Here is a 12,378-nt window from a genome sequence, read left to right as displayed (position 1 = left end):
CCGGCGCGTGGATTTCTTATCGCCACACCCGTGACATTGATGTGACTGTATCGTCAGTAAATTTGGGAATCGAGACTATAAATTGAGCAAGATGCACAAAGTTCCACATTTTCCCTCGCGCGCCTCGACGCCCGACCGCCCGGCCCCTAAGGTGCCCGGCATGCGCTTCCCCACGCCCAGCCGATCCACAGGCGCCGCGAACGCGGGCCCAAGGGGCAGCGCCTTTCACACTGTGGAGCAAATGCGATGCTGATCGCCCAGATCACGGATTTTCATGTCACGGTCTCCGGCGCGCGGGTGGGCGACATCGACACCCGCGCCGCCTTCATGGCCCTGGTGGCGCGCCTCGCCGTGCTGCGCCCGAAGCCGGACCTCCTGCTGGTGAGCGGAGATCTCGCCGAGGCGGGGGTGGACGAGGAATATGCCTTCGTCCGCGCCGGCCTGGAGAGCCTTCGCATTCCCTTCCTTGCGGTGCCTGGCAATCACGACCTGCGCGCGCCCATGCGGCGGGTGCTCGGCAGTTCGACTGGGCAAGCGGCGGACCATCTGTGCCTGGATGGCAACTTCGACAGCCTGCGGATCATCGGCCTCGACACACTGGTGGAAGGTCGCGCCCATGGCGCGCTCGATGCGGCGCGCCTCGCCTGGCTGGACGCCCGGCTGGACGCCGGCGAGGGCCAGCCCCTGCTCATCTTCATGCACCACCCGCCCTTCACCACGGGTCTCAAGGCCATGGATGACATCGGCCTCACGCAGGGGCGCGAGGCCTTCGCCGCGCTGCTGCGCGGACGCACCGACGTGGTGGGCATCCTCTGTGGCCATGTCCACCGCGCGATTTCAGGCATGTTCGCCGGCCATCGCGCCTTCATCGCCCCTTCGGCCAGCCACCAGTTCGCTTTTGATTTCACGGCGCCGGGCTTCGCGGTGGTTCGCGAGCCGCCACAGATCGCCCTCCACCAGTTGGTGGAGGGGCGTCTGGTCTCCTATCTGCGGGGTTGATGTCAGCCGATCTTGAAGGCCCGCACCTCCGGCGGCATCTCCACCCCCGGCAAGTTGCGCGGATCGGGCACCGGCGCATCGATGGCCATGCGCACCGGCACCACCCCCGCCCACACCGGAAAGGCATAATCCTCGGCCTCGTCCTCCGGCGCCCCGGTCCGCACCTTGGCCGATGCCTCGGTGATGGGTAGCGACATGAGCGTGGTGGCCTTCAACTCCTGTTCGGTCACCGGCCGCAGGCGATCCCATTGGCCGGGGATGAAGCCGTCCACGAACCGCTGCAGCTGGCGCCGCTTCTCCTGTGGATCCTCCACCATCTCGGCCACGCCGAAGATCATCACCGAGCGGTGGTTGATGTTGTAATTGTAGGCGGAGCGCGCCAGCACCAGGCCATCGAAGATGGTGACGGTGACGCATACCGGCTGGCTCTTCACCGCCCGGATCATGCGGCTGGCGGAGGAGCCGTGCCAATAGATCCGATCCCCCTCGCGCCACTGCAAGGTGGGCGTCACCACCGGCTGGCCCTCGTGCACGTAGCCCACATTGCACATGGGCATGGCATCGAGAATGGCATGGATGGTGGCCGCATCGTAATGGGCAATATGATGATACCGCCTCACACGGGTTCGTGCGCTCGGGGGACTGGACATGGAACAAACCTCGATCAAAACACCAATGCCACACACCATGGGTCGCGCCCATGCGAGGGCATAGATCCGGCGCAGCGGCGCCGGATGGAACCAGTGGCACCGGACGGAACGGACGGTTGGCGGCATGTTTGCGATCGGGCTCGACAGGACCAGCGACGTCACCCTCCAGGAGCAGATCTTCCTGGCCACCCGCGAGCTGGTGCAGATGGGCCGTCTGCCGAAGGGCAGCCGCCTCGCCTCCAGCCGCGAGCTGGCCCAGCGCCTGAGGGTGTCCCGCAACACTGTCATTCTGGCCTATGAGCGCCTGGCCGAGGAAGGCTATGTGGAAATGCGTGCGGGGGCCGGTGTTTTCGTTGCGGACCGGCCAGCCGCGCCCCCGCCGATGGGCCCCACGCCCCTGATCGACGCCGCCCCGGCAGCCACGCCGCAAGTGGCCGAGCCGGTCGCCATGCCGCCACTGCTCACCCGCACCGACCGCCGGCCGGTGCTCGACCTGTGGTATGGCCACGGCGACCCGCGCCTGTTTCCGGCCCATGTGTGGCGCAGCCTCGGCAACGCCGCCCTGGACGCCTGCGCCATCGGGCTCGCCAGCTATGGACCGGTCGGCGGCGAGCCGCGCCTGCGCCAGGCCATCGCCACCCATCTTGCCACCTCGCGCGGGCTGGCGGTGGCGCCGGAGCAGGTGATCGTCACCTCCGGCGCCCAGGAGGCCCTCAACCTCATCGCCCGTCTGGTGCTGCGCGCCGGCGATGCCGTGGTGGTGGAAACGCCGGGCTACGCCGCCGCGGGCCACGTGTTCGCCGCAGAGGGCGCTCGGCTGTGCCCGGCGCCGGTGGATGCGGAGGGGCTCGTGTGCACTGCCATCGCAGCCCTCCGTCCGCGGCTCGTCTACGTCACCCCGGCCCACCAGTTTCCCACCGGGGTTGCCATGAGCCACGCCCGCCGGCAGGCGCTCATCGCCGCCTGTTCCGCCGTTGGCGCCTTCATCGTCGAGGATGATTATGACGGCGAGATCCTGTTCGCGCCGCCACCCGCGCCGGCCATCACCGCCATGGACCACTCAACCCGCACGCTCTTTGTGGGCTCGTTCTCCAAGACCATCGGCAGTGGACTGCGGCTCGGCTACATGGTGGTGCCCCCCACCCTGGTGGCCGCCGCCGAAGCGGCTAAGAGCCTGATGAGCTATGGCCAGTCCTGGCTCGACCAGCAGATCCTCGCCGCCTTTCTGGAAAGCGGACGCTACCGCAGGCATCTGAACCGCCTGCGCACCGCCTATCGGCCCCGCCGCGAGGCTGCGCTCTCCGGCCTTCGCACCGTGTTCGGCCCGCGTCTCGCCGTGAGCCCCAATTCCGGCGGCCTGCATCTCTATGGCACCCTGGCGCCCCACGCCCCCGACGCCGCCACGGTTGCGGCCGCCGCGCGGCGCGCCGGCGTCGGCCTCTACCCCGCCGCCGCCTGCGCCGTGCGCGACACCCCGGAACGGTTGGCCCGCGCGCTGCTCATCGGCTTTGCGCCGCTGACGGTCGCGGAGCTGGACACCGCCTTCAGCCGCCTCCCCCGCATCTTTGATTGAAGCCGCGCGGTACCGAACCCAGCCGAACAGGAACGAGCACTGCATGGCTGGCGCCATGAACACAGCGGGGCTCTCCCAGGGGTTACTTGTCGGTTACGTGGGGGTCACGCTGTGGGATAAAGTTGCGCCCGAAGCGGCCGATCAGAAGCCCCTCAAGCCAAGCCGGTTTTGCGCTCCGCCCCCGCACCGGCGATGTGGGGCGCATCACGCCGCCGCACATCGCTTTCACGCTCCACCGCATCGGCGCACCCAGCATTACCGCCCCCTGGGCACCGGAGCGCGGAATGACAAGACCCAGCGTTCCGTTTGAACTGATGCGTTTCTGCCGGTCTCTACTCCGCCGCCAACGGCAGATCCATTTCCGCGCCCGCTGCCGGCCGCCCGTTGCGGGTTCGCGCCAGCCGGCTTTCGCCATCCTCGGCGCCGAAGCAGACGGCGAAATCATCGCATTCCGCACAGACTGGGGCGGTGCACAGGCTGAAGCCTTCCGTGCCGCACACCATGCGATAGAGGAACTTCTTCCACTTCATGTCGTTGCGGTTCTTTTCCGCCAATGGCGCGAAATGCCGCCGCATGAGCTGCGACAGCTCCCCACGATCCCGCAGGCCGAGATCCTGCCACAGATGATGGGGCGCCTTGCACCGACGGGCAATCATCGCGATGAGCCATTGCTCGATCCCGTCACCGGTGGAGCAATAGAGGCGAAGAATGTCGCGAATGGACTCCTCTTCCCCATCGGGCGGCACGCCTTCCGCCGCGAGGCAGGGCGCCAGCGACGCCGCGGCACCGGGAAACCCGGCGTCGAGGAGCTGACGAAACTCGAGGGCCGAAAGCCCCAGGCCAACCAAGCCCCCCTGCCCGCTCCGCGCCCCTTCTTCCATGGCCAGCGAAACCATGGCGGCGACGACATGACGATCGAACGCATCCCAGCCCGCCGGAGCAGGCGTCGCGAGAAGCTGGTCGTAGACCTCTTCCGCCGCCATCGCCGCGCCTCCCCGATCAGGCTGCCTTTTCCAGGCCGTGCACCTGGCAATTGGCCGGACACACCCGCGCACAGGCGCCGCACCCGATGCAGGCGCCGGTGTCGTTCATGACCATGACCTTCTTTTCCACCTCATCATCCTCGTCATCATCAAGGCTGACCACTTCGCCATCCTCGTTGATGCCCTTGAGGGTCATCACGTCCCGGCCGCACACCTTGTAGCAGCGCCCACAACCGATGCACTTCTCCGCATCGATATCGAGCAGGTAGTCTGGCTGCCAAGCTCGACCATCTCGGGTTTCGTTAGACATGGGAAAACGACCTTCCAGGTTCAGGTCACTTACGGGAACGGTGCCGACGCGCGACACGCCGCGGCCCGGCACCGTTGGTGAACGTCAGGCGGCCTCCAGGGCCTTCAGGTCCGCGCGCTTCTTCTCCAGCTCCGCGAACGCATTGTGCGCCTTCGTGGCCACATCCATGATCTGCTCCCAATTCACCGGGAGTTCTTCGGAGAGGTCATGAAGATCCATCTTGGCCTGGGTCGCCTTTGCGGACAGCTTCTTGAGTTCGGCCTTCAGCGCGTCGATGTCGCTCATGTCAGTCCTCAATAATTGGCCACGTCAGGGAATTTCTTGATCATCTCGACGCCGGAGCTGACGTATTTCGCACCCTCTTCCGCCAGCTTGCCGAGATTGTCGAAACCAAAGCGGTGCACGTCGCGCAACTGCTTGTTCACCACAATCAGCCGCCCGCCGATCAGCACCATGCGGCCGAAGCCTTCGTGGCTCATCTTCAGCATCGGCGAGATCATCACGCGGGTCTCGCGCTCGATCAGCAGACAGACGGCGTTGAAGAACAGCTCGAGCCGCCAGATGGTCTCGGGATCGGGATCACCGATGATCGGCAGCGCCCGGCGGGCTTCCTTGTCGAGGATATAAGGCTCGAGAAGATCGAGGTCCTTCTTGCCCTCCCAGGCCCCATGGGTGTCCTGGGCCCGCCAGACCTTGATCAATTCCTTGACGAAGGGCGTCTCTTCGGCGGGAACCACCGCGATGGTGGCATCTGCTGCTTCGGCCATGGTGCGTCCTCAATCCTCAAAATCGAGCGTGCGTTCTTTGCCCTTGTTCAGCGCCTTGCGGAGCCAGGGCGGCGGGGTGCCCTTCAGCACTTCGGAGAGCTTGTCGATGAGATCGGCGATCTCTTCCGGCTGGTTCACCTTCATGGGGTGAATATTGTTGGCCACCACGCGCGCCGCGCCGGAACCGCCGATCGCCGCCACGTAGAGAATCGCACAATCCTTGATGGCGTCGATCTTGGGGGCGAGCTTGTCCTCGTTCCCGTCTTCCTTCAGATCGCCATCGAACTCGATCGCCTCCACAAAGTGGCTCCCATCGGGGCTCACCTCATAGATGGCGATGTTCTTGGCCCATCCGAAATGTGCGTCGACCCGCTTCAGATCCTGCGTAGCAAATGCGACTTTCATGATGCGATCGCCTCGACATTCTTCTTAGTGATGGGTCGTTGCAGAAGTCGTGCCAGCATCGCCCCCATGTCCGTGCCCCTCGGCACCGGGACGCCAGGTGTCCGGCGTCGGCTCGTGATGGTCCTCGTGGTCCTTGATCACGAGGTTGGCGATGTCGAAGATGAGGTCCCGAGTGCCCCGGTAGCCCACGCTCAGCTGGTGCCCCGCCCCCAGGCGATCGAACATGGGCATGCCGATGCGGTGGAACGGGATGCCGAGGCGCGCGGCCCCTTGGCGGCCATGGGAATGGGTGAGAAACAGATCACACCCTCGCTCCTTGGCGAGGGTTTCCAAGTCTTCCAGATCACCAATCAGCACTTCGTCGGTGGGCAGGCGCTCGAACACCGGCGACTGAGTGGTGGTGACTGCGGCCACCATCTGCGTGCCCATCTCGTGCAGCATGGAGCCGACATCGAACAACAGGTCGGGTTCCGCACCAATGGCGAGGCGCCGCCCGCCCAGGTGGAAATGGGCATCGAGCATGGCGTCGACCAGCTGGCCCCGCTGGCGCCGATACTTGCGCGGCACCGGCTTGCCGGAGATCTCGCTCAGGAACATGATGAAATCATCGTTCGGTGCCAGCCCGCACAGGCGCTCGAACACCCGGGCCTTGGAGCCGGTGCGCTTTTCCATCGCTTCGGCCGCGCGGCGCATCTGCGCGCCAATGCCGATGGTCCAGGCTGCATCGCCCATGGTCGCCACTTCATCGACGCCGATGCCGCCAATGGTGGTGGGGGTGAAATCGTCGGGGATGTGACCATCGAGCGAGCCCGCCAGGTCCGGCAGGAAAGACGGCGTCAGGCCAAAGTCTTCGATGATGGTGCGCAGCTCATCGAGATCGCCCGGGGTCATGTGGCAGCCGGGCAGCACGTTGACGCGGGTCGGGTCCTTCTCCGCGCCCGGGTCGGGCACCTTCACCAAGCTCTCCACCATCTTGGCGACGGCCTTCTCCCAGCCATCCTGAAAGGCATCCTTGAAGTCCGGCGTGGAGACATAGACCATCGGGAAATCGGCAAGCTGCGGATACTTGCCGCGGATCAGCTTGATATAGCCATCCACATCGTCGCCCTTGGTCTCGGTGACGCCGGTGGAGCAGATGCCGATGATTTCCGGCTTGGTGCGATTGTAAATGTTGAGAATGGCCTGTTCGACATTCTCCAGGCCGCCCAGCACAGTCGCCACCTCGCTCATGGCGGTGGTCTGCAGCGGAATGGCTTCCTTGAAGTGACGCACGAACAGCACCAGGCCGAACGAGGTGCAGCCCTGCGAGCCGTGCAGCAACGGCATGCAGCCACGCAGGCCCATGAAGGCGAGCGCACCGCCGATCGGCTGGCTCATCTTCAGGGGATTGACCGCACATGCCTTCTTGGTGGGGATCAGCTTCGCCATGATGGGCCCCTCACTCCGCCGCCACCAGCGTGCCGGAGGCATCGCCATCGTTCACGCTGGAGAGAATGTCGCCCACCCGTTCGGCGCAGCTGCCGCAACCGCCCGACGCCTTGGTGTGCGCCTTCACGTCCGCCACGGTGGTGAGCCCTTGGGCGCGAATGGCGTCCTCAATGGTGCCCACATCGACGCTCATGCAATTGCAGACCTTCTTGGCCCGCCGCGCGGCTTCCGCCGCCACCGGATCGGTGATCACCGCCGGCGGGGCCGCGACCCCCTTCGCCTCCAGGATCTCCTCGATGCGGATCGCGCAGGCGCCGCAGCCGCCGGAGGCATTGGTGTGCTGCTTCACACCCTCCACGGTGGTGAGGCCGTGGGCGGCGATGGCGTCCTCGATCGTCCCGAGATCCACGCTCTTGCAATTGCAGATCTTCTTGGCGCGCCGCGCGGCTTCCGCTGCCACCGGATCGGCGGCGAGGGTCGCCGCTTCCGCCTCCATCTGGGCGATGGCCCGGGCCTGCCAGTTGTTGGCGGGATCCTCCCACGGTGCCGGCTTGCGCACCTGCTCCCAGATGGGGTTATAGAGCGCCTTGTCGATCTCCTCGACCAGCTTCACCATGCCCACATAGCCCATATAGGCGTGGTGGCGCTCCTGGTTGATGTCGAGCCAGGGCATGTTCGCCTTGAGCGCGATGAACTGCGAGCGGCCGCCCGACAGCATGATGTCCGCCTTCGCGTCTTTGAGCATTTTGTACATTTCGCGCGGCGTCATGTCATCGATCATGTGAGCGTCCTGGCCCATCAGTTCCTTGATGCGCTCCTTGTCCTCCTTGGTGGACTTCTTCACCGAGGTGCCGACCAGCTCCAGCCCGGCCTCCTGCAGAGCCGCCACCACCGACCACGACTTCACGCCGCCGGTGATGAGCAGCACCTTCTTGCCCTTGAACCGGGGCTTATACTTGGCGATGGCGTCCCACGCCTTCTTCTCTTCCCGGGCGATGATCGCCTCGGTGCGGTCCATCAGCTCGGGATCGGCACCCTTCTCGATCAGCATGCGGGCGATTTCCCGCAGCGAATCCGAGGAATCCTCGATGCCGTAGAAGGAGCCTTCGAAGAAGGGGATGTCGTAGCGCTCCTCCATCTTGCGGGCGACGTTGATCATCGCCTTGGAGCACACCATCATCGCCGCCTTGGCGCGATGGGAGGAGGCCACATCCTTATACTTCCCGTCGCCGGAGATGCAGGCGAGGATGCGAATGCCCAGCTCATCCAGCAGCGGCTTCACCTGCCACAGCTCGCCGGAGAGGTTGTATTCGCCGATGATATTGATGTCGTAGGGTGTCGTATACTCCGGCTCCTCGGTGCCGATGACGTGCTCGAGGATGGCTTCGCCGGCGAGCTTGTTGCCGAGGTTCTTGGGGCCCACGAAGCCGGGAGAATTGACCGGGATCACCGGTTTGCCGAACTTCTCCTTGGCCGCCTTGCAGACCGCGTCGATGTCGTCGCCAATCATGGCGGGCACGCAGGTCTGGTAGACGAAAATGGCCGGCGGATCGTATTTCTCGATGATTTCCTTGATGGACTTGAACAGCCGCTTTTCGCCGCCGAACACCACGTCCGTCTCATTGATGTCGGTGGTGAAGCCGGTCCGCCAGATGTTCGAGCCCGACGACTTGGCGCCGCGGTTGTCCCAGCTGTTGCCTTCGCAGGCAATGGGACCGTGCACCAGGTGGGCGACATCGGTGAAGGGCTGAAGGGCGATCTTCGCGCCATCGAACGCGCAGCCGCCGGCGGCACCGCCGGGCTGCAGCTGCTTGGTGCAGCCTTTCTTCTTCTCCGCTTCGGATTTGTTCTGGTTTTTCGCGCAACCCGGTTCGTTGAAGACGGCCTGAATCGTGTTGGACAACGAGCTCATGGATCTCTCCTTCAACAAAAGGGCTGTGTCAGATCACAAGGAATTTGCGGAACTCTCCCGGTCGGGTCGGATCGGGCGGGGCCCCGGAACCGGCTCGTAGCCAAAGACAACTCCCGGGCGGCAGCGCCGCCCGGGAGAAAGACATCAACGGATGATGTCGAACGAGTAGTCGGTCTTGGCCGGCACGATAGTGTTGGCGTCGATCGTGTCGAAGATCTTGTCCAGGATCGTGATCAGGACGTTCATGCCGCCCTGATAGCCCCACACCGGCCGACGGTGGTGGTGGTGACGGTCGAAGATCGGGAAGCCGATGCGGATCAGCGGGGTGCCCGTGTCGCGCTCCAGATACTTGCCGTAGGTGTTGCCGATCAGGAAGTCCACCGGCTCGGTGAACAGCAGCGAGCGCATGTGCCACAGGTCACGGTTCGGATAGACCTTGCAGTTCTGGCCGAACGGCGAGCTATCGAACAGCGCCTGCATCTTCTGCGCCCACTTCGGACCGCCGTTGGTGGCGAGCACCGTGGTCGGCTCGGCGCCCAGCTCCAACAGGAAGGCGGCGAGGCCATAGCAGAGGTCCGGATCACCATAAATGGCGAACTTCTTGCCGTGGATGTGGGCCGAGGAGTCGGCGATGGCATCCACCAGGCGGCCACGCTCCTTGGCCAGTTCCTCGGGGATCTCCTTGCCGGTGATGCGGGAGACTTCCATCAGGAACTTGTCGGTGGCGGCGACGCCCACAGGGTGGTTGAACGCAACCACCTCATGACCGTGGCCCTTGATGAACGGCAAGGTCTTCTCGGTGCAGTATTCCTGCATGGAGATGGTGGCCTTGGCGTGGACGGCGGCGGCCGCCTCTTCCAGCGTGGTGCCGCCATCATACATGCGGAACTCGCCGTCGGTGGGGGTATCCCACACGTCGGAATTGTCGCCGAGGATGGTGTACTCGACACCCATCAGATTGAAGATCCGCTTGATCTCACGCAGGTTGCCGACGGTGTAGCCATCGAAGCCACCGAGGAAGTTGATCTTCTCATTGGGCTCGCGCACCAGCTTGTCGGTGGTGCCGGCCTTGCCGTCCCAGAAGTGCTCGAGCACGCCCTTCATGGCGTTGTCGTAGCCGGTGATGTGGCTGCCGACGAAGGCCGGGGTGTGAGCGAACGGCACGTCGTATTCCGCCGGAACGGAGCCCTTCTCCTTCGCCGTCTTGATGAAGGCGTTGAGATCGTCGCCGATGACTTCCGCCATGCAGGTGGTGGAGACAGCGATCATCTTGGGCTTGTACATGTTGTAGGTGTTGGCGAGGCCGTCAATCATGTTGTTGAGGCCGCCGAACACCGCCGCATCTTCCGTCATGGACGAGGACACGCAGGAGGTGGGCTCCTTGAAGTGGCGCGAGAAGTGCGAGCGATAGTACGCCACGCAGCCCTGCGAGCCATGCACGAACGGGATCGTGCTCTCGAAGCCGACCGCCACGAACACCGCGCCGAGCGGCTGGCACGCCTTGGCCGGGTTCACGGTCAGGGCTTCACGGGCGAAATTCTTTTCCTGGTATTCGGGCGTCTTGGCCCACTCGCGGATCCGTTCCACTTCGGCCGGATCGCGGGGGTTCTCGAACATCCGCTTCTTGTTGGCCAGCATCTGCTGGTATTCGGGACCACGGAAAAGCTCGAAGTGATCGAGCACGTTATCTGCATTTTGTGGCATTGCGAACCCCTATGGTGGGCCTTGAACTCGACAAACCTTTCCCGTTGCCCCTCCCGCACGCGGGAGGGGCTGGGATCAGCGTGTGCAGACGAAACGCTAGTTGCGCGAGATCACTCGGCAGCGAGCAGGGTCGGCTTGGAGGGAGACTTCTTCCACGGGGTGTTGGTCATCTTCCACACCGGGGAGTTGATGGCCATGTCCATGTCACGCGCGAAGATCGCGAAACCGTCATAGCCATGATAGGGACCGGAATAGTCCCAGGAGTGCATCTGACGGAATGGCACGCCCATCTTCTGGAAGACGTACTTTTCCTTGATGCCCGAGCCGACCAGATCCGGCTGGATCTTTTCGACGAACTTCTCGAACTCATAGCCGGTCACGTCGTCATAGATGATCGTGCCATCCTTGACGTAGTGCTGGGCGGTGCGCTGATAGTCGTCGTTATGGGCGAATTCGTAGCCGGTGCCGACCACTTCCATGCCCAGGTCCTCGTAGGCGCCAATGACGTGACGGGGACGCAGGCCGCCCACGTACAGCATCACGGTCTTGCCTTCCAGGCGCGGACGATACTTGGCGATCACCGCGTCCATCAGGGGCTGGTACTTGGCGATGACGCGCTCGGCACCTTCCTTGATCTTGTCGTCGAAATAGCCGGCGATCTTGCGCAGCGACTCGGCGATCTTGGAGGGGCCGAAGAAGTTGTATTCGCACCACGGAATACCAAACTTCTCTTCCATGTGCCGCGAGATGTAGTTCATCGAGCGGTAGCAGTGAAGCACGTTCAGCTTGGCCTTCGGGGTATTCTCGAGCTCGGCCAGAGAACCGTCGCCAGACCACTGAGCGATCACGCGCAGGCCCATCTCCTCGAGGAGGATCCGGGACGACCAAGCGTCACCACCGATGTTGTAGTCGCCGATGATGGCCACGTCATAGGGAGTCGCCTCAAACGGTGCCGGCTTCGCCGGATCCATCTTGTCGAACACCCAGTCGCGGATCGCGTCGTTGGCGATGTGGTGACCCAGAGACTGGGACACGCCACGGAAGCCCTCGCAGCGCACCGGCACGATGGTCTTGCCATCGTACTCCTTGGACTTCGACTTGGACACCGCCTCGATGTCGTCGCCGATGAGGCCGATGGGGCACTCGGACTGAACGGTGATGCCGTTGTTCAGCGGGAACAGCTCCTGGATCTCGTCCATGATCTTCGCGAGCTTCTTGTCGCCGCCGAAGACGATGTCCTTTTCCTGGAAGTCCGAGGTGAACTGCATCGTCACGAAGGTATCGATACCCGTCGTGCCGATATAGTAGTTGCGGCGGGCAGCCCAGGAATACTGGCCGCAGCCAACCGGGCCATGCGAGATGTGGATCATGTCCTTGATGGGACCCCACACCACGCCCTTGGAACCGGCATAGGCGCATCCACGGATGGTCATGACGCCGGGGATGGACTTGATGTTGGACTTCACGCCGCAATCGGACTTGCCGGATTCGTGCACGTTGAGGTGCTTCGCACGGCGCTTCGCGGTCTTCTCCGGATAAACCTTGAGAACTTCCGCGATGAGTTCCTTATTGCGGGCCTTGATTTCAGCAACGCTCTGCTTTTCGGCCAAGCTCATCTTGAAATCTCGCTCTTCTTGGGGTTGCCGT

General features: G+C 64.0%; 12 protein-coding genes. 2 read left to right on the top strand and 10 right to left on the bottom strand.

The annotated features are described in order from the left end of the window. Positions 1 to 246: 246 nt before the first annotated feature. Positions 247 to 999, top strand: coding sequence for a phosphodiesterase (locus ACU4E7_RS09745; protein ID WP_447021388.1), 753 nt, complete (start codon positions 247 to 249; stop codon positions 997 to 999). Positions 1,000 to 1,001: 2 nt separating this feature from the next. Here ACU4E7_RS09745 and ACU4E7_RS09740 read toward each other — a convergent pair whose 3' ends face one another. After that, positions 1,002 to 1,619, bottom strand: a complete 618-nt coding sequence (locus tag ACU4E7_RS09740) for a pyridoxamine 5'-phosphate oxidase family protein (RefSeq protein WP_447021387.1) — start codon at positions 1,617 to 1,619, stop codon at positions 1,002 to 1,004. A gap of 154 nt (positions 1,620 to 1,773) precedes the next feature. Here ACU4E7_RS09740 and pdxR point away from each other — a divergent pair, with 154 nt between their 5' ends. Continuing rightward, positions 1,774 to 3,222, top strand: a complete 1,449-nt coding sequence (pdxR, locus tag ACU4E7_RS09735; protein ID WP_447021386.1) for a MocR-like pyridoxine biosynthesis transcription factor PdxR — start codon at positions 1,774 to 1,776, stop codon at positions 3,220 to 3,222. 332 nt (positions 3,223 to 3,554) lie between these two features. Here the strand turns inward: pdxR and ACU4E7_RS09730 are convergent, their stop codons facing one another. From ACU4E7_RS09730 to nifD, 9 genes are all read right to left on the bottom strand, one after another. Further along, positions 3,555 to 4,205, bottom strand: a complete 651-nt coding sequence (locus ACU4E7_RS09730; protein WP_447021385.1) for a nitrogen fixation protein NifQ — start codon at positions 4,203 to 4,205, stop codon at positions 3,555 to 3,557. A gap of 16 nt (positions 4,206 to 4,221) precedes the next feature. Next, entirely contained in the window at positions 4,222 to 4,515 is a 294-nt protein-coding gene (gene fdxB / locus ACU4E7_RS09725; RefSeq protein ID WP_238119150.1) for a ferredoxin III, nif-specific, read from the bottom strand. A gap of 84 nt (positions 4,516 to 4,599) precedes the next feature. Then, positions 4,600 to 4,800, bottom strand: coding sequence for a CCE_0567 family metalloprotein (locus ACU4E7_RS09720; protein ID WP_238119141.1), 201 nt, complete (start codon positions 4,798 to 4,800; stop codon positions 4,600 to 4,602). A gap of 8 nt (positions 4,801 to 4,808) precedes the next feature. Further along, entirely contained in the window at positions 4,809 to 5,282 is a 474-nt protein-coding gene (locus ACU4E7_RS09715; protein ID WP_238119139.1) for a NifX-associated nitrogen fixation protein, read from the bottom strand. A 9-nt stretch (positions 5,283 to 5,291) separates the two neighbouring features. Next, positions 5,292 to 5,687 carry a nitrogen fixation protein NifX gene (gene nifX, locus ACU4E7_RS09710; protein ID WP_238119136.1) on the bottom strand — a complete coding sequence of 132 codons (396 nt, stop codon included), beginning with the start codon at positions 5,685 to 5,687 and terminating at the stop codon, positions 5,292 to 5,294. A 24-nt stretch (positions 5,688 to 5,711) separates the two neighbouring features. Continuing rightward, positions 5,712 to 7,115 (bottom strand): nitrogenase iron-molybdenum cofactor biosynthesis protein NifN, encoded by a 1,404-nt coding sequence (gene nifN, locus ACU4E7_RS09705; protein ID WP_447021384.1) that lies wholly within the window; start codon positions 7,113 to 7,115, stop codon positions 5,712 to 5,714. A gap of 10 nt (positions 7,116 to 7,125) precedes the next feature. Beyond that, the gene (nifE, locus tag ACU4E7_RS09700) at positions 7,126 to 9,027 is read right to left on the bottom strand and encodes a nitrogenase iron-molybdenum cofactor biosynthesis protein NifE (RefSeq protein WP_447021383.1); all 1,902 of its coding nucleotides are present in this window, start codon (positions 9,025 to 9,027) and stop codon (positions 7,126 to 7,128) included. 144 nt (positions 9,028 to 9,171) lie between these two features. Further along, a complete protein-coding gene (gene nifK / locus ACU4E7_RS09695) occupies positions 9,172 to 10,731 on the bottom strand; it encodes a nitrogenase molybdenum-iron protein subunit beta (RefSeq protein WP_238119131.1) in 1,560 nt (519 codons plus the stop codon). A gap of 110 nt (positions 10,732 to 10,841) precedes the next feature. Continuing rightward, a complete protein-coding gene (gene nifD / locus ACU4E7_RS09690) occupies positions 10,842 to 12,347 on the bottom strand; it encodes a nitrogenase molybdenum-iron protein alpha chain (RefSeq protein WP_238119128.1) in 1,506 nt (501 codons plus the stop codon). Positions 12,348 to 12,378: the final 31 nt, after the last annotated feature.

It is taken from the genome of Xanthobacter sp. ZOL 2024 (assembly GCF_052932325.1).
This window is presented reverse-complemented; position numbering and strand designations above follow the sequence as displayed.